At 67.9% G+C, this 17,339-nt stretch carries 19 protein-coding genes; all 19 read left to right on the top strand.

Annotated features, from left to right (window positions below; genetic code table 11):
* The first annotated feature begins 19 nt into the window (after nucleotides 1–19).
* Nucleotides 20–1,333, top strand: a complete 1,314-nt coding sequence (locus tag FNM00_RS04025) for a homoserine dehydrogenase (protein WP_425456795.1) — start codon at nucleotides 20–22, stop codon at nucleotides 1,331–1,333.
* Nucleotides 1,333–2,397, top strand: coding sequence for a threonine synthase (thrC, locus tag FNM00_RS04020; RefSeq protein ID WP_143911717.1), 1,065 nt, complete (start codon nucleotides 1,333–1,335; stop codon nucleotides 2,395–2,397). The genes FNM00_RS04025 and thrC overlap by 1 nt, the downstream gene beginning before the upstream one ends.
* Nucleotides 2,394–3,269, top strand: coding sequence for a homoserine kinase (thrB, locus tag FNM00_RS04015; RefSeq protein WP_143911716.1), 876 nt, complete (start codon nucleotides 2,394–2,396; stop codon nucleotides 3,267–3,269). The genes thrC and thrB overlap by 4 nt, the downstream gene beginning before the upstream one ends.
* Nucleotides 3,270–3,485: 216 nt before the next feature.
* Entirely contained in the window at nucleotides 3,486–5,399 is a 1,914-nt protein-coding gene (gene rho / locus FNM00_RS04010) for a transcription termination factor Rho (RefSeq protein ID WP_246065051.1), read from the top strand.
* A 174-nt stretch (nucleotides 5,400–5,573) separates the two neighbouring features.
* Nucleotides 5,574–6,050, top strand: coding sequence for a glutathione peroxidase (locus tag FNM00_RS04005; RefSeq protein ID WP_143911714.1), 477 nt, complete (start codon nucleotides 5,574–5,576; stop codon nucleotides 6,048–6,050).
* A 273-nt stretch (nucleotides 6,051–6,323) separates the two neighbouring features.
* A complete protein-coding gene (gene rpmE / locus FNM00_RS04000) occupies nucleotides 6,324–6,530 on the top strand; it encodes a 50S ribosomal protein L31 (protein WP_087622967.1) in 207 nt (68 codons plus the stop codon).
* A gap of 78 nt (nucleotides 6,531–6,608) precedes the next feature.
* Nucleotides 6,609–7,673, top strand: a complete 1,065-nt coding sequence (gene prfA, locus FNM00_RS03995) for a peptide chain release factor 1 (protein ID WP_143911713.1) — start codon at nucleotides 6,609–6,611, stop codon at nucleotides 7,671–7,673.
* Nucleotides 7,674–7,767: 94 nt separating this feature from the next.
* Nucleotides 7,768–8,607 (top strand): peptide chain release factor N(5)-glutamine methyltransferase, encoded by an 840-nt coding sequence (gene prmC, locus FNM00_RS03990; protein WP_143911712.1) that lies wholly within the window; start codon nucleotides 7,768–7,770, stop codon nucleotides 8,605–8,607.
* A gap of 49 nt (nucleotides 8,608–8,656) precedes the next feature.
* Nucleotides 8,657–9,244 (top strand): CDP-alcohol phosphatidyltransferase family protein, encoded by a 588-nt coding sequence (locus FNM00_RS03985; protein ID WP_205197471.1) that lies wholly within the window; start codon nucleotides 8,657–8,659, stop codon nucleotides 9,242–9,244.
* 36 nt (nucleotides 9,245–9,280) lie between these two features.
* Nucleotides 9,281–9,778 carry a YqaA family protein gene (locus FNM00_RS03980; protein WP_143911711.1) on the top strand — a complete coding sequence of 166 codons (498 nt, stop codon included), beginning with the start codon at nucleotides 9,281–9,283 and terminating at the stop codon, nucleotides 9,776–9,778.
* A 182-nt stretch (nucleotides 9,779–9,960) separates the two neighbouring features.
* On the top strand, nucleotides 9,961–10,608 hold the full coding sequence (locus tag FNM00_RS03975; protein WP_143911710.1) for an L-threonylcarbamoyladenylate synthase: 648 nt from the start codon (nucleotides 9,961–9,963) through the stop codon (nucleotides 10,606–10,608).
* Complete coding sequence (locus FNM00_RS03970) at nucleotides 10,608–11,729, top strand: MraY family glycosyltransferase (RefSeq protein WP_143911709.1); 1,122 nt, start codon at nucleotides 10,608–10,610, stop codon at nucleotides 11,727–11,729. The genes FNM00_RS03975 and FNM00_RS03970 overlap by 1 nt, the downstream gene beginning before the upstream one ends.
* Nucleotides 11,720–12,163: a hypothetical protein gene (locus FNM00_RS03965; RefSeq protein WP_143911708.1), complete on the top strand. Its 444-nt coding sequence runs from the start codon at nucleotides 11,720–11,722 to the stop codon at nucleotides 12,161–12,163. The genes FNM00_RS03970 and FNM00_RS03965 overlap by 10 nt, the downstream gene beginning before the upstream one ends.
* A gap of 78 nt (nucleotides 12,164–12,241) precedes the next feature.
* Nucleotides 12,242–13,033 (top strand): F0F1 ATP synthase subunit A, encoded by a 792-nt coding sequence (gene atpB, locus FNM00_RS03960; protein WP_240190711.1) that lies wholly within the window; start codon nucleotides 12,242–12,244, stop codon nucleotides 13,031–13,033.
* Nucleotides 13,034–13,165: 132 nt separating this feature from the next.
* A complete protein-coding gene (locus tag FNM00_RS03955) occupies nucleotides 13,166–13,351 on the top strand; it encodes a F0F1 ATP synthase subunit C (RefSeq protein ID WP_087622973.1) in 186 nt (61 codons plus the stop codon).
* Between the two features lie 41 nt (nucleotides 13,352–13,392).
* The gene (locus FNM00_RS03950; RefSeq protein ID WP_143911707.1) at nucleotides 13,393–13,926 is read left to right on the top strand and encodes a F0F1 ATP synthase subunit B; all 534 of its coding nucleotides are present in this window, start codon (nucleotides 13,393–13,395) and stop codon (nucleotides 13,924–13,926) included.
* The gene (locus FNM00_RS03945) at nucleotides 13,926–14,726 is read left to right on the top strand and encodes a F0F1 ATP synthase subunit delta (RefSeq protein ID WP_143911706.1); all 801 of its coding nucleotides are present in this window, start codon (nucleotides 13,926–13,928) and stop codon (nucleotides 14,724–14,726) included. The genes FNM00_RS03950 and FNM00_RS03945 overlap by 1 nt, the downstream gene beginning before the upstream one ends.
* A gap of 37 nt (nucleotides 14,727–14,763) precedes the next feature.
* A complete protein-coding gene (gene atpA, locus FNM00_RS03940) occupies nucleotides 14,764–16,404 on the top strand; it encodes a F0F1 ATP synthase subunit alpha (protein ID WP_143911705.1) in 1,641 nt (546 codons plus the stop codon).
* A 2-nt stretch (nucleotides 16,405–16,406) separates the two neighbouring features.
* On the top strand, nucleotides 16,407–17,336 hold the full coding sequence (locus tag FNM00_RS03935; protein WP_143911704.1) for a F0F1 ATP synthase subunit gamma: 930 nt from the start codon (nucleotides 16,407–16,409) through the stop codon (nucleotides 17,334–17,336).
* Nucleotides 17,337–17,339: the final 3 nt, after the last annotated feature.

Raw genomic sequence — 17,339 nt, 5'->3', positions numbered from 1 at the left:
CGAGACGCGCCGATAGGCTGTGGTGGTGACCACCTTGCCTGACCCCAGACGTCCTTTGCGCATCGCTCTGCTCGGTTGCGGTGTCGTCGGCACAGAGGTCGCACGAGTCCTCACCGGCGATGCCGACGAGCTCGCCCAGCGGGTCGGCGCGCCGATCGAGCTCGTGGGCATCGCGGTCCGCCGCGAGGGCAGACGCCGGGACCTCGACGTCCCCGACGACCTCTTCACCACCGATGCGATGGCCCTGGTCGCCCGCGGTGACCTGGATGTCGTCATCGAGGTCATCGGCGGCATCGAGCCGGCGCGCGGGCTCATCCTGGCGGCCCTGGAGAACGGCGCCTCGGTCGTGACCGCCAACAAGGCCCTGCTCGCCGAGGACGGCGCCACGCTCTACGAGGCTGCCGAGAAGGCCGAACGCGATCTGTACTACGAGGCCGCTGTCGCCGGTGCCATCCCGATCGTCCGGCCGTTGAGTGACTCGCTCGCGGGGGACCGTGTCACGCGCGTGCTCGGCATCGTCAACGGCACCACCAATTTCATCCTCGATGCGATGTCCACCACCGGGGCGGGCTTCAACGATGCGCTCGACGAAGCGCAGCGTCTCGGCTACGCCGAGGCCGACCCGACGGCCGATGTCGAAGGCTTCGACGCTGCCGCGAAGGCCGCCATCCTTGCCGGCCTCGCCTTCCACACCCGGGTCCACATCTCCGATGTGCATCGCGAGGGCATCACCGATGTCACCGCCGCCGATGTCCGCTCCGCCGCGGAGATCGGCTCGGTCGTCAAGCTCCTCGCGATCTGCGAGCTCGGGCCCTCCGGTGAGGTGTCGGCCCGCGTGCATCCAGCGATGATTCCCGATTCGCATCCGCTCGCGAGCGTCCGCGGCGCCTACAACGCCGTCTTCGTCGAGAGCGAGGGCGCCGGCCAGCTCATGTTCTACGGACCCGGTGCCGGTGGCGCACCGACCGCCAGCGCCGTGCTCGGCGACGTCGTGAGCGTCGCCCGGCACCGGCTCGCCGGGGTGCGCGGGGCGGGGGAGACGGTGCATGCCCAGCACGAGATCGTGCCGATCGGGCGTGCCCGCACCCGTTACCACGTCGCGATCGATGTCGACGACCGTCCGGGCGTGCTCTCGGCGGTCGCCCAGGCCTTCGCCGCGAACGACGTCTCGATCAAGACCGTGCGCCAGGAGGGCCACGGCGATGACGCCCAGCTCGTTGTCGTCACCCACGAGGCCGAAGACGCCGCGTTGTCGGCGACCATCGACCGGCTGCGCGATCTCGACATGGTGCGCGGTGTCTCCTCGGTCATGCGCGTGGAAGGAGTGGCCTGATGGCGCAGCCCTGGCGCGGGGTCATCGCCGAGTACCGGGACTGGCTTCCCCTCGGCGAGGAGACTCCCACCGTCACCCTCGGTGAGGGCGGCACACCGCTCATTCACTCGGCCTGGCTCTCCGAGATCGTTCGTGGCGAGGTGTTCGTCAAGGTCGAGGGCGACAACCCGACCGGTTCGTTCAAGGACCGCGGCATGACGGTCGCGATCTCCGCTGCCAAGGGTGAAGGCGCAGAGGCGGTCGTCTGCGCGTCGACCGGCAACACGTCGGCCTCGATGACCGCCTATGCCGCTCGCGCGGGGCTGACGCCGATCGTGCTGGTCCCGCACGGCAAGATCTCCGCGGGCAAGATGGCGCAGGCGGTCATGCACGGAGGCGAGATCATCCAGGTCCGCGGTGGCTTCGACGAGTGTCTGAATATCAGTCGTGGACTCGCCAAGGACTACCCGGTCGCGCTCGTCAACTCGGTCAATCCGATGCGGCTTGAGGGCCAGAAGACCGGGGCCTTCGAGATCGTCGACGTTCTCGGCCGGGCCCCGGACCTGCACGTGCTGCCCGTCGGCAACGCGGGCAATATCTCGGCCTACTGGATGGGGTACCGGCAGTACGCCGATGCGGGCATCGCGAGCACTCGCCCCGCGATGTGGGGCTTTCAGGCGGCCGGCGCCGCACCGATCGTGCGCGGAGAGATCGTGCGCGAGCCCGAGACCCTCGCGACGGCGATCCGCATCGGCAATCCCGCCTCCTGGCAGCTCGCCGAGAACGCCCGGGACGAGTCCGGCGGACGGATCGACGCGGTCACCGATGACCAGATCCTCGACGCCCAGCGTCGTCTCGGCGCCGAAGAAGGCATCTTCGTCGAGCCCGGGTCCGCAGCCGGGATCGCGGGTCTCCTCGCGGCCGCGGAGGCCGGTGAGGTGCCGTCAGGGCAGGTGATCGCCGTGACGGTCACCGGCCACGGGCTCAAGGACATCGACACCCCCCTCTCGCGGATCGACTCCATCGTGGACGAGGTCATCGAACCGACGGTCGAGGCTGCGGCCGAGGTGGCGGGCCTGCGATGAGCATCGCCCGAGGGCCGGTGCGTGTGCACGCACCGGCCACCAGCGCCAACCTGGGCCCGGGATTCGACGCGCTCGGTCTCGCCCTGACGATGGGCGACCTGGTGACCGCCGAGGCCACCGCTGGCGGTGTGGAGATCCAGGTCAGCGGCGAAGGTGCCGCCGACGTCCCGCGCGACGAGTCGCATCTGATCGTGCGGGCGATGGACGCGACCTTCGATCTGCTCGGAGAGCGTCCCGAGGGTCTCCGGCTGGTCTGCGAGAACACGATCCCGCACGGCCGCGGGCTCGGTTCGTCGGCAGCGGCGATCAGCGCTGGGATCGTGTTGGCGAGGGCTCTGGTGGTCGGCGGCGAGGAGCGTCTGGACGCGCGGACGATGCTCCAGCTGGCGACCGATCTGGAGGGCCATCCCGACAATGTCGCCGCGGCCCTCCTCGGCGGTCTCGCGATCGCGTGGATCGACGGCGCTGCCGCCGAGAGCCTGCGTCTGGACGTCGATGTCCCGGTCACTGTCTTCGTGCCGGGTGAGGCGGTGTCCACCGAGAAGGCTCGGGGGCTGCTCCCTGACGTCGTTCCGCACGGGGACGCCGCGTTCAACGCCGGTCGTGCCGCACTGCTGGTCGCGGCGCTCACCGCAGCGCCGGAGCGGCTGATCTCTGCGACCGAGGACCGGTTGCATCAGTCCTTCCGTGCACAGGCGATGCCGGACTCCTATAGGTTGGTCCGCCAGCTGCGGGTCGAGGGGATCCCCGCCGTGATCTCCGGTGCGGGCCCAACCGTGTTGGCCTTCGCCGACGGTATCGCCGGGGCCGTTCCGGAGGGCTGGTGGGCTGCTGAGCTCGGCGTGGACCCTCGCGGCACACGGCTGCTCTGAGCCCGGCACGACCAAAAACCACCCCGAACGAAATACCGTGAGGGCATCGGGTGTTACAGTGGTGAATGTCGGAGTCGAGACGACGATCTCCCCGGCGCAATGCCACTTCATATGCCCGTCAGATGCGGGCAGGCCCATGTCAATATTCTTCCCGCCTCTGCGTGTGATCACCGGGTGGGTCCGTGGGCTCGTGGCTGTCCAGAAGGATTGAACCGAGTGACTGAAACCAGCACCACCGAGACCACCGCGGCGCCCAAGAAGACAGCCCGCAAGTCCGGCGGCTCCCTCGGCGGCAAGGTGCTCGCCGAGTTGCAGGAGATCGCCGCAGGCCTGGGGATCGACGGCACCAAGATGCGCAAGGGCCAGCTCATCGACGCCATCAAGGAGGCGCGGGGCGAGGCTCCGAAGGCCGAGGCGCCCACAACTCAGGCTCCCAAGGCGAAGGCCGCGAATGAGTCGGGCGATACGACCGCTGAGGCGCCGGCCGCGGCCGAGAGCAAGCCGGCACGCCGCCGCGCCACGCGCCGGAGCGATGCCGAGTCGGCCGCCGAGAGCGAGCACAAGCAGGATGCTCCGGCGAAGGACGACACGGTCGATAAGGGCGATCAGAAGAAGGACGCCCAGAACAGGAACGACCAGCCCAAGAACGACCAGCCTCAGGCCGATCAGAACAAGGGTGGCCAGGGCAAGGGCGGTCAGAAGATCGACCAGTCCAAGGGCGACCAGAATAAGAACGACCAGTCCGGCGACCAGGGCAAGGGCGGCCAGAAGAACGACCAGTCGCGCGGTGGCCAGGGCAAGAACGACAACCGTGGTAACGACAACCGCGGCAACCGTGGTAACGACAACCGCGGCAACCGTGGCAATGACAACCGCGGCAACCGTGGCAATGACAACGACGACGACGGCGGACGCCGCCGCAACCGTCGTGGGCGCGGCCGTGGCGGCCGCGGGCTCGAGGCCGAGCCGACCTACACCGAGGACGACGTCCTGGTGCCGGCAGCGGGCATCCTCGACATCCTCGACAACTACGCCTTCGTCCGCACCACCGGCTACCTGCCGAGCGAGAACGACGTCTACGTCGCGATGTCCCTCGTGCGCCGTCTCGGCCTGCGCCGTGGCGACGCCGTCGTGGGTCAGGTGCGCCAGCCCCGCGAGGGCGAGCGCAAGGAGAAGTTCAACCCGATGGTGAAGATCGACTCGGTCAACGGGCTCGAGGTCGACGACGCCAAGCGCCGGGTCGAGTTCTCCAAGCTCACGCCGCTGTACCCCTCCGAGCGCCTGCGCTTGGAGGGCGAGGCCGGCGGCCTGACCGGTCGCGTCATCGACCTGGTCTCGCCGATCGGCAAGGGCCAGCGCGGTCTCATCGTCTCCCCGCCCAAGGCAGGCAAGACGATGGTGATGCAGCAGGTCGCCAACGCCATCACCGAGAACAACCCCGAATGCCACCTGATGATCGTCCTCGTGGACGAGCGTCCCGAGGAGGTCACCGACTTCCAGCGCACGGTCAAGGGCGAGGTCATCTCCTCGACCTTCGATCGTCCCGCGGGCGATCACACGACGGTCGCCGAGCTGGCGATCGAGCGCGCCAAGCGCCTGGTCGAGCTGGGCCACGATGTGGTCGTGCTGCTCGACGGCATCACCCGCCTGGGCCGTGCCTACAACCTCGCCGCTCCGGCGTCGGGCCGCATCATGTCCGGCGGCGTCGACTCCTCGGCGCTGTACCCGCCGAAGAAGTTCTTCGGTGCTGCACGCAATATCGAGGACGGCGGCTCGCTGACGATCCTCGCCACGGCGCTGATCGAGACCGGATCCCGCATGGACGAGGTCATCTTCGAGGAGTTCAAGGGCACCGGTAACTGGGAGCTGCGTCTGCGCCGCGAGTTCGCGGACAAGCGCATCTTCCCGGCCATCGACGTCGATGCGTCGAGCACCCGTCGCGAGGAGCTGCTGATGGCACGCGACGAGCTCTCGATCATCTGGAAGCTCCGCCGGGTGCTGTCGGGCCTGGAGGGCCAGCAGGGACTGGAGCTCGTCCTCGGCAAGCTGAAGAAGACCTCCAACAACGTCGAGTTCCTCATGGAGATCAACAAGACGATGCCCGGGGGCGTCAACAACGGCGACTCCTGATCGTCCTCATCGAAGGGCCGCACCCAGTACGGGTGCGGCCCTTCGGTCATCTCCCGCCCCGTGGCGGTAGCTGGTCAACCCTTCGTCCTCGGGCGCGGTAGCCCTGCAACCTCATCGACTCCGGATGGGGTTGATGAGGCACCGCGGCGGGGAGGGGACAGTAACCTGGGCCCCATGACGACTGCCTATGACTTCACGGCGACGGGGATCGACGGCGCCGAGCGCCAGCTCGCGGACTACCGAGGCCAGGTCGCGCTCGTGGTCAATACCGCCTCGCAGTGCGGCTTCACGCCGCAATACGCCGGACTGGAAGAGCTGTACGAGACCTACCGCGAGCGAGGATTCGTCGTGCTGGGCTTCCCCTGCGACCAGTTCGGCCACCAGGAGCCCGGCACGGAGGACGAGATCGCCACCTTCTGCGAGTCCAGCTTCGGCGTCCAGTTCCCGATGTTCGCCAAGATCGATGTCAACGGTGAGGACGCGCATCCGCTCTACGGGTGGCTCAAGGACGAGAAGTCCGGTGTGCTCGGGGGTGCCATCAAGTGGAACTTCACCAAGTTCCTGGTCAATCGCGAGGGCGAGGTGGTCAAGCGTTACGCGCCGCAGACCAAGCCCGAGTCGATCGCGCCGGATATCGAGAAGCTGCTCTGACCGCGGGCGGTGCTGAGGCGTCCGTTCTCGATCATGAGCGGTGGATGAGACACCTCTCCGCGCTTCTGAGACGTGCGTAGCTCACCGCCCCCCGCGGGGAGACGTGCCTAGCTCACCGCCCCAGGCGGGGGAGGTCGGGGCCCCTGGCCGCCGGTGGGGAACAAAGCCGCCCCGGGTGTCGTTGACAAGGGGGCAACTGGCAGAATCGTTCCTTGGTTCTGGTTCACGAGGCGCGCCGCGGCTCGACCCAGCGACCTGCAGAGAGGACTCATCATGAAGCAAGGCATCCACCCCGAGTACGTGGAGACCCAGGTCACCTGCACCTGCGGCAACACGTTCACCACGCGCAGCACCGCCACCGAGGGCAACATCCGTGCCGACGTCTGCTCGGCCTGCCACCCGTTCTACACGGGCAAGCAGAAGATCCTCGACACCGGTGGACGCGTCGCGCGCTTCGAGAAGCGTTACGGCAAGAAGTAAGTCCGTCCGAACGCCGGTCCTGCACGACAGGGCCGGCGTTCTGGTGTTTCCAGACCCGTCGTGACGTGAGGAGTCGATGTGTTCGAGGCGGTCGATCAGCTCGTTCGTGAGCATCACGAGCTGGAGACGGCGATGGCCGACCCTGCCGTCCACAGCGACCCCGCCCGCGCCAAGCGGCTCGGGCAGCGCTACGCCGAGCTCGGTGCCATCGTGCGCACCTATCGCGCATGGCAGGAGGCGACCGCCGACCTCGGCGCCGCCCGTGAACTCGGCCTCGACGACGAGATCGACGAGATGGAACAGCAGGCGAACCAGCTGGCTGAGCGGCTCCAGCAGCTGCTCGTCCCGCGCGATCCCTCCGATGGCAAGGACATCATCGTCGAGATCAAGGGTGGCGAGGGCGGCGAGGAATCGGCCCTGTTCGCCGGCGACCTCCTGCGCATGTACACCCGTTTCGCCGAGCAGCACGGATGGCGCACCGAGATCCTCGATGCCACCGAGTCCGCCCTCGGCGGCTATAAGTCGGTGACGATGGCGGTGAAGGCGAAGGGCACGCCCGATCCAGGCGAGGCGCCGTACGCCAAGCTGAAGTTCGAGGGCGGCGTGCACCGGGTCCAACGGGTGCCGGTGACCGAGTCGCAGGGGCGCATCCACACGTCTGCCGCCGGTGTGCTGGTGCTGCCCGAGGCGGAGGAGATCGATGTCGAGATCAACGACAACGATCTGCGCATCGACGTCTTCCGCAGCTCCGGGCCCGGCGGTCAGAGCGTCAACACGACCGACTCGGCCGTGCGGATCACGCACCTGCCGACCGGCATCGTCGTGAGCATGCAGAACGAGAAGAGCCAGCTGCAGAACAAGGAGCAGGCATTGCGCGTGCTGCGGTCGCGGCTGCTGGATGCCGCGCAGGCTGCCGCGGACGCGGAGGCCGCCGATGTCCGCAAGTCGCAGGTTCGCACCGTCGACCGCTCCGAGCGCGTACGCACGTACAACTTCCCGGAGAATCGCATCTCCGACCACCGCACGGGCTACAAGTCCTACAACCTCGACCAGGTCATGGACGGGGCACTCGACGGCGTCATCGCCTCCTTGGTCGAGGCCGACCTCGCCGAACGGCTCGCCTCCCTCGAGGACCGCGCATGAACGCACCCTGTACCGAGATGTGCTCCCCATTCGTCAACCCCAGTGGGCTCCGGTCGACTCATGGCGAGCACATCTCGGTACAGGTGGGACAGCGATGAGTACGCGGGCAGAGCTCGAGCGGGCCGAGGGCGAGCTGGCGGCCGCCGGGGTCGCGTCCCCGCGGGCCGATGCCGAGCTGCTGATGTCCTATGTCACCGGTGTGCCGCGCGCGCTGCTGATCGTGTCCGCGCGCCTCGACGACGTGCAACGACGTTCCTATCGCGAGCTGGTCGAGGCACGCAGCCGACGGGTGCCGCTACAGCACCTCACCGGGTCGGCTGCCTTCCGCTATGTCGAGCTGGACGTCGGACCCGGCGTCTTCGTGCCGCGGCCCGAGACCGAGCTGCTGGCCGGCTGGGCCGTCGAGCAGGCATCGACTCGGGACGATCCCGTCGTCGTCGACCTGTGCACCGGCTCGGGCGCGATCGCACTGTCGCTCGTGCACGAGGTGCCGAAGGCCCGCGTCCATGCCGTCGAGCTCGACGAACGGGCGTTCGGCTGGGCCCAGCGGAATCTCGACGGCACGGGCGTGGACCTGCGTCACGGCGATATGGCCGATGCCTTCGAGGACCTCACCGGGCAGGTGGACGTCGTCGTCTCGAATCCGCCCTATATCCCCCTCGAGGCATGGGAGAGCGTGGCGGCCGAGGTCCGCGACCACGATCCGTCGCTGGCGCTCTGGTCCGGCGAGGACGGCCTGGACGCCATGCGGGTGCTGGAACAGACCGCCTGGCGTCTGTTGCGTCCCGGGGGAGTGGTCGGCGCGGAGCACGCCGACGCGCAGGCAGTCAGCGCGCCGGAGGTGTTCGCGCGGCGGTGGACCGATGTCCAGGATCATCGTGACCTCGCCGAACGGCCGAGATTCCTGACAGCCCGCAAGCCACAGCTTCGGTGACTGCGGCACCCGTCCACGGTCGTTCTCTGCGGCATCGTAGGGTTTGACCGTGAGTACGCACCTGCCCGGTCCGGGCCCGTTTCGCACGGTTCCGAACCTCGTCACGATCGTGCGGACGGTTGCCGCGACCGCGCTGGCGCTCGTGGCGCTCAGCGCCGATGACCGGGTGCCGTGGCTCATCGCCGGCTATCTCACCTACTGGCTGGGGGACAGCCTCGACGGCCTGCTCGCCCGTATCCTGGACCAGGAGACGCGTGCCGGTGCCGTGTTCGACATCTGCAGCGACCGTCTGTGCACCGCCCTCCTCGCGTGCGGCCTGATCCTCGAGCAGCCGCACCTGGTGGTGCCGATCGCCATCTTCCTGCTCAATTTCATGGTGGTCGACAATGTGCTCTCGCTGTCCTTCCTACTGTGGCCCCTGGTGAGCCCCAACTACTTCGCGCAGGTGGATCAGAAGGTCTTCCGGTACAACTGGTCGCATCCGGCCAAGGCGCTCAACAATGTCGGCATCGTCGTGGCCGTCGTCATCGGCAACCTGTGGGTGGCGCTGATCATCGTGTTGGCACAGATTGCCGTCAAGATCGCCAGCGCAGTGCGGGTGGCGAGACTGGCATCGGCGCGGGAAATCGCGGCGTGACGGCCACGCCGGTCTGCGGCCTTCGGAGGGCCGAGTGTGAATGATCTGCTGACGGTGATCAGCGCACTCGGTTTCGGTGTGCTGTCCTCGATCATCCCGATCTTCAATTCCGAGCTCTACGTCGGTGTCGTCGCCGCGGCGGCCCAGCCCAGCACCACGGTGCTCGCGGTGATCGCCATGGCGCTCGGCACCGTGGCCGGCAAGGTCGTGCTCTTCGTCCTCGCCCGCGGTGGTTCGCAGAAGCTCGGCGTGGGCAAGGCCCAGTCCCGTGACAGCCTCCCGCCGCCGACATCGCGGATCCGGCTGTGGATTCGGCAGACCGGTGACCTGCTCCTCACCTGGCTCGGGGACCCGCGCCTCGGCCCCTTGACCATCCTGGCCGCTGCCATCTTCGGGATACCGCCGCTGTTCATCGTCGCGGTGATGGCCGGTGTCGCCCGGCAGAACATCGTGCTGTTCAGTGTGGCGGTGTTCGTCGGCCGACTGGCGCGCTTCGCGATGGTGGCGCTCCCGATCGCCTACGCCGCGCACTGATGATGATGCGTAGCGGTCGCCAGGGCGACCCCGGTGCATCAACTTTCGTGCGCGCCCGGACGGACGACGATGCGTTGCGGCTGCCATAGCGACCGCAACACATCATCATCGGTCTCCGGGCGCCGGCGCTGACGCACGAGGGCGCGGTGGGTGGCCGGGAAGCGGCGGCTACGCTGGCGGGCGTGACGACGCGCGACCTCACCACCGATCTCGAAGGCGGCATCGCGGCGGCCAGTCAGGCCGTTCGCGCCGGACAGCTGATCGTGGTGCCGACCGACACGGTGTACGGCGTGGGGGCCGATGCCTTCTCGCCCACCGCTGTGCGCCGTCTGCTCGACGCCAAGGGCCGAACGCGAAGTCAGCCCCCTCCGGTCCTGATCGGCCGTCCCGAGACCCTCGATGCACTCGTCGCGGATGTCCCGGGATGGTTGCGCCGCCTGCTGGGCGAGGTGTGGCCGGGCGCCTTGACCGTCGTCCTGCAGGCCCAGCCCTCGCTCACGTGGGATCTCGGAGAGACGCACGGGACGGTCGCCGTGCGCGTCCCCGCCGATGAACGGACCCGGCGACTGCTCGATGTCACCGGCCCTCTCGCGGTGAGCAGCGCGAATCGCACGGGGGAGCCTCCCGCCACGACGGTCGGCGAGGCGGAGGAGATGCTCGGCGACAACGTGACGGTCTACCTCGACGGGGGGTCGACGGCCGACGCGGTGCCCTCCACGATCCTCGACGCCACCGGCTCGAGTCCGCGTGTGCTGCGCCATGGCGCGGTGGCGCTGGAGACGCTCCACGCCTTCAACAACACCATCGAGCCCGCGCAGGACGCTCCCTAGTGCGCGAATACCTCGTCGTGTTCGGCATCGCCCTCGCGGTCACCTATCTGCTCGCGTCGGTGGCGCGTCAGTCGGCGCACTCGCTCGGGGCCGTCGCCAAGGTACGCGACCGTGACGTGCACGCGGTGCCGATGCCGTACTTCGGCGGACCGGCCATGCTGCTCGGACTCATCGCCGCCTTCGTGGTCGCCACGCAGCTGCCGTTCCTGTCGCGAGCGGGGACGACCGTCTTCGAGGACGCACGCGCCGTGCTGATCGGCGGGGCGATCATCTGCGCGGTCGGGATCATCGACGATGTCTTCGAGCTCGACGCCCTGAGCAAGCTGGCCGGGCAGGTCTTCGCCGGAGTCGTCGTCGTGGCGATGGGCGTCCAGTTCATCTATCTGCCGCTGCCGGGCACCTACTTCGGGCTCGATCAGATCCAGGCGATGATCCTGACCGTCTTCGTCATCGTCGCCACGGTCAACGCCGTCAACTTCGTGGACGGTCTCGACGGTCTGGCGGCGGGAATCGTCGGCATCGGCGCGATCGCGTTCTTCCTGTACGCCTTCGTGCTGGCGGTCGAGAACGGCGAGTCCCGCGCGATGTCGTCGGCGCTGCTGACCGCCGGGCTGGCAGGTGCCTGTCTCGGGATCCTCCCGCACAACTTCTTCCCGGCCAAGATGTTCATCGGCGACTCCGGATCGATGCTGATCGGCTTCGTGCTCGCCTGCTCGGCGATCAGCCTGACCGGACAGTTCCCGGCCACCAGCATCTCCGAGGGCATCGGGGGAGCGGACGCGAGCTTCCTGGCCGCCTACCTGCCGCTCATCCTGCCGTTCGCGATCCTGCTCATCCCCTTCCTCGACATGGTGCTCGCCGTCGTGCGCCGGACGCGCGCCGGTCAGTCGCCCTGGGCCCCGGACAAGATGCACCTGCATCATCGGCTGCTCGAGATCGGCCACTCACATCGCCGCGCCGTCCTGTTGATGTACGCGTCCGCCGCGCTCGTCGCCTTCGGCGTCGTCATCGTCAGCCTCTTCAGCGGCTGGCAGCTCGTGGTGGTGTTCGGGGTGCTCGCCGCTCTGACGGCCGCGGCCATGCTTCTCCTGCCCCGAATCGAGGAGCGCGTATGGAAGTGAGGCAGCCCCGGCGTTTCACCGGTGCCGCCGCGTTCATCGCCATCGTCGTCTGTGCCGCCGTGGCCGCAGCCGAGTACGGAGCATCCGGGGCCGGCAGCGCGGCGGTCGGCGGAGCTCTGGTGATCGTGTTCTTCGGCTCGACGAAGGCCTTCCTCGGTCCGATCGTCGCGGTGCTGCCACATGCCTCGCTGGCGACCGCCATGCTGTTCTACTTCACCAAGGTCGTCGCGCTGCTGGCCTTCTTCGTGGTCGTGGACCGGTTCGCCGAGCCCGCGGGCCCCCTGCACCGTGCGGCGGTCGCGGGCACCGTCATCGTCGTGACGCTCGTCTGGATGGCCGTGAGCACCGTCGATGCGACTCGCGCCAGGATTCCGATGTTCGACCTGCCTGACGACGAGGACAAGGGCCCTGATAGCTTAGGTACGAGCAAGTGACGGATTTCCCGAGCACTGCATCGTGACGCACGCCCAGGCGGTTCAGCACCCGACCGCGCCACATGAAGGAATGACGACTTGACGATCGCGACCGTGATCAGCACTGCCGGAGGCAATGGATTCCAGCCGCCCGGCCCAGCCGACTTCCAGTTGCCGCCGGTCTTCGGCGAGGTCACGAAGCCCATGATGCTCGTGGTGCTCGCGGCGGTCCTCGTCTTCGCCTTCAGCTATTTCGCTGCGCGCCCGGCCGCCGTTGTGCCCGGGCGCTTGCAGTATGCGGGGGAGGCCGTCTACGGCTTCGTGCGCAATGGCATCGCCCGCGACGCGATCGGCTCCGAGAAGTTCATGAAGTTCGTGCCCTTCTTGTTCAGCCTCTTCCTGTTCATCGCGGTCAACAACTACTTCGGCCTGATCCCGGTCGTCCAGTACCCCCCGATGGCGCACTTCGGCTTCCCGCTCGCCCTCGCGCTGCTGGTCTGGATCCTCTACATCGGCGTCGGCATCGGCAAGCACGGCTTCGGTGGCTACCTCAAGCACGTCACGATCCCCAGCGGCGTCAAGGGCCCGGTGCTGATCATCATCATCCCGCTGGAGTTCCTCTCCAATATCCTCGTGCGCCCCGCGACGCTCTCGCTGCGTCTGTTCGCCAATATGTTCGCCGGCCACCTGCTGCTCATGCTGTTCGCCTTCGGCGCGGAGTACCTGCTCTTCGAGTCGCAGAGCCTCATCAACGGCTTCGCGGGCATCCTGTCGGCCGTCATGTTCGGGGCCGTCACCGTCCTGGAGCTGCTGATCATGTTCCTCCAGGCCTATGTCTTCACGCTGCTCGCCGCCACCTACCTGGGCGAGTCGCTCGCTGACGAGCACTGAGCTCATCTGGCTTCGTCTCGGGGAAACCCGGGACGGCACAACTGAATACGACCGAGAACAACGGACCGATCCGGTCCAGAAGAGACGCTTGGTGCGTCACGACGAAAGGAAAAGCCCGTGGGCTCCCTTAACATGATTGGCTACGGCCTGGCGACCATCGGCCCGGCCATCGCCGTGGGTCTGATCTTCGCCGCGTACATCAACGGCGTCGCCCGTCAGCCCGAGTCGCAGTCGCGTCTGCAGCCGATCGCGATCCTGGGCTTCGCCCTGGCCGAGGCGCTCGCCATCATCGGCATCGCGCTCGCATTCGTCATTTGATCGCCGGCCTCTGAACTGGCGTACGAGACCCAAGGAGCATCATGTCCGAATCGCTTATGGCGGCCAGCGGTGAACCCAATCCGCTGATTCCGCACCTCAGCGAGATCGTTCTGGGCGCGGTCGTCTTCCTTCTGCTCGTCGCTGCGATCGCCAAGTTCGTGGTTCCGCGCTTCGAGAAGGCGTACGCCGACCGGACGGCCGCGATCGAGGGCGGCATCGCCGACGCCGAGCAGGCGCAGGCCGAGGCCAAGGCTGCGCTCGAGCAGTACACCGCACAGCTGGCCGATGCCCGTCATGAGGCAGCGGCCATCCGCGAGGAGGCCAAGGAGCAGGGCGCGCAGATCGTCGCCGAGATGCGCGGCCAGGCTCAGGCCGAGGCCGAACGCATCACCTCGACCGCCCACGCGCAGATCGAGGCGGAGCGCTCGCAGGTCCTCGCTCAGCTCAAGAGCGAGGTCGGCGCGCTCGCGACCGAGCTCGCCGAGCGGATCGTCGGCGAGTCGCTGGCCGACGATGAACGGCAGAAGCGCACGGTCGCTCGCTTCATCGACGAGCTCGAGGGGTCTGCCAACTGATGCGCGGAACGTCAGCGAAGTCTCGCGACGAGGTCCTGGCCGCGGTCGACGCGGTCCAGGGCGATGTCGCCGAGCTCGGCACCCAGCTGTTGGCCGCGGTCGACGTCCTCGACGCCAACCCCGCATTGCGTCGTGTGCTGACGGACCCCTCGACGGATACGGAGGCCAAGCAGGATCTGGCGTCCTCCGTCTTCGGGGGCACGTTCTCGGCCGACACCGTCGGCGTGCTGCGCACAGCTGTGGGCGGCCGGTGGGCGGCCGGGCGTGACCTCGCCGATGGGCTCGAGCAAGCCGGTATCGCCGCCTACGTGCGCTCGGCTCAGGACGCTGGCGAAGGCCAGCGCTTCGAGACCGGCCTCTTCGAGGCCGGGCAGGCCGTCTTGGGCGATGTCGACCTTCGTCGCGCGGTGAGCGACAAGTCCGCTCCGGTGGCGGCCCGCAAGCAGCTCCTGGCCGATGTGCTGGGCGACAAGGTCGTCCCCACCGCCCTGGCGGTGCTCCAGCAGGCCACCGTGGCTCGGACCGGGTCCTTCGAGAAGGTGCTCGAAGGCTTCAACGTCCTCGTCGCCCAGCGCCGCGGACGTCTGGCGGCCACTGTGCGGGCCGCCTACGACCTCGATGACGCCGAACGCGAGCGACTGGCGTCGGTGCTGCAGCGCAAGTACGGCGCCGAGGTCCAGCTCAATGTGATCGTCGATCCGGCCGTCGTCGGCGGCGTCGCGGTCACGGTGGGCGATGAAGTCGTCGACGCCACGATGTCCACCCGCCTCGAGTCCGCCCGCCGGGCCCTCGCAGGCTGACCCCGATCTCTCTACCTCAAGAAGGCAGGCACCACACATGACGGAACTCTCGATCCGTCCGGACGAGATCCGCGACGCGTTGCAGAAGTTCGTGTCGGACTACAAGCCGACCGCGGACAAGGCCGAGGAGGTCGGCATCGTCTCCGATGCCTCCGACGGCATCGCCCACGTCGAGGGTCTCCCCTCGGCGATGGCCAATGAGCTCTTGGAGTTCGAGGACGGCACGCTCGGCCTCGCGCTGAACCTGGACGTGCGCGAGATCGGTGTCGTCATCCTCGGTGACTTCGCCGGGATCGAGGAGGGCCAGAAGGTCCGCCGCACGGGCGAGGTGCTCTCCGTCCCGGTCGGCGACGGCTACCTCGGCCGCGTCGTCGACCCGCTGGGCAATCCCATCGACGGCCTCGGCGAGGTCGAGACGGTCGGCCGCCGCGCGCTTGAGCTGCAGGCACCCACGGTCATGCAGCGCAAGAGCGTGCACGAGCCGCTGATGACCGGCATCAAGGCGATCGACTCGCTCACCCCGATCGGCCGCGGTCAGCGCCAGTTGATCATCGGCGACCGGCAGACCGGCAAGACCGCCATCGCGATCGACACGATCATCAACCAGAAGCAGTTCTGGGAGACGGGCGATCCGGAGAAGCAGGTGCGCTGCATCTACGTCGGCATCGGCCAGAAGGGCTCGACCATCGCCTCGGTGCGTGGCGCTCTGGAGGAGTCCGGCGCGCTGGAGTACACCACGATCGTCGCGGCCCCGGCCTCGGACTCGGCCGGCTTCAAGTACCTGGCCCCGTACACCGGCTCGGCCATCGGCCAGCACTGGATGTACGAGGGCAAGCACGTCCTCATCGTCTTCGACGACCTCTCGAAGCAGGCGGAGGCCTACCGCGCCGTCTCGCTGCTGCTGCGCCGTCCGCCGGGCCGTGAGGCGTACCCCGGTGACGTCTTCTACCTGCACAGCCGCCTGCTGGAGCGTTGCGCGAAGCTGAGCGACGATCTCGGCGCCGGCTCGATGACGGGTCTGCCCATCATCGAGACCAAGGCCAACGACGTGTCGGCGTACATCCCGACCAATGTCATCTCGATCACCGACGGTCAGATCTTCCTGCAGTCGGATCTCTTCAACGCCGACCAGCGTCCCGCGGTCGACGTCGGCATCTCGGTGTCGCGCGTCGGCGGCGCCGCGATGACCAAGGCGATGAAGGCCGTGACCGGCTCGCTGAAGGTCGAGCTCGCGCAGTACCGCGCGATGGAAGCCTTCGCGATGTTCGCCTCGGATCTCGACGCGGCGTCCAAGGCGCAGCTCGCTCGCGGTCAGCGGATCATGGAGGTCTTCAAGCAGGGCCAGTACGCTCCGTATCCGATGGAGCAGCAGGTGGTTTCGCTCTGGGCGATCCAGAACGGCAAGCTCGATCCGGTTCCGGTCAGCGATGTCCGTCGCTTCGAGTCCGAGTTCCTCGACTACGTCAAGCGCTCGCACAGCGGCATCCTCGACGCGATCCGTGAGAGCGGACGGTTCGAGGATGACAACGGCTCGGCGCTGGAGTCCGCCTACGACTCGTTCCTCGACCAGTTCGAGACCAGCGAAGGTCAGTCGATCAAGGCCGGTCACGAAGAGTTCGAGGCGCTCGAGGACGAGGACGTCGAGCAGGAGCAGATCGTCAAGCAGAAGCGAGGCTGAGCATGGCCGTCTCGCTCCGCGAATACCGCGCGAAGATCAGGTCGACGCAGTCGCTCAAGAAGATCACGCGTGCCATGGAGCTGATCGCCGCCTCGCGCATCATCAAGGCGCAGCAGTACGCGGCGGCGGCGGCGCCGTATGCCCGTGAGCTGACCCGAGCGGTCTCCGCGGTGGCCACCTTCTCCGATGTCGACCATCCGTTGACGACGGAAAAGGAGAACCCCACCAAGGCGGCCGTGCTGGTCATCTCCAGCGACCGCGGTCTGGCCGGAGCGTATTCCTCGAATGCGCTCAAGGAGGCCGAGCGGCTGGCTGAGAAGCTGCGCGGCGAGGGCAAGGAGGTCGACTTCTACCTCGCCGGCCGCAAGGCCGAGGCGTACTTCACGTTCCGTCAGCGCGATTTCGTCCGCGCGTGGACCGGTTTCTCGGACAGGCCCTCCTATGAGGAGGCACGAGAGATCGGCAACACGCTGGTCGAGGCCTTCAATGCCGATGAGTCGGCAGAGGAGGCGGTCGATCCGGCGCGCGCGGTCGACGAGCTGCACATCGTGTTCACGCGTTTCCGCTCGATGTTGACGCAGGAGCCGACCACGATCCGGTTGCTTCCGCTGGAGGTCGTCGAGGGCACCGAGCCGCCCGAGGAGGGTGAGCTGCTGCCGCTGTACGAGTTCGAGCCCAGCACCCACGAGGTGCTGGACGCGTTGCTGCCCAAGTACGTGCACAGCCGCATCTACTACTGCCTGCTGCAGGCGGCAGCCTCCGAGCTCGCCGCCCGTCAGAAGGCCATGAAGTCCGCGACGGACAACGCCGAGGACCTCATCGACAAGTACACCCGCATTGCCAACCAGGCCCGCCAGGCCGGCATTACCCAGGAGATCAGCGAGGTCGTGGGTGGCGCTAACGCGCTTGCCGACGCCGCTGGGAGTGAGTGAGAG

The sequence above is a fragment of the Aeromicrobium piscarium genome (genome assembly GCF_007421815.1).
In the GTDB taxonomy this organism is placed as follows: Bacteria; Actinomycetota; Actinomycetes; order Propionibacteriales; family Nocardioidaceae; genus Aeromicrobium; species Aeromicrobium piscarium.
The sequence above is the reverse complement of the archived record's forward strand: the minus strand, read 5'-3'. Positions and strand labels throughout refer to the sequence as shown.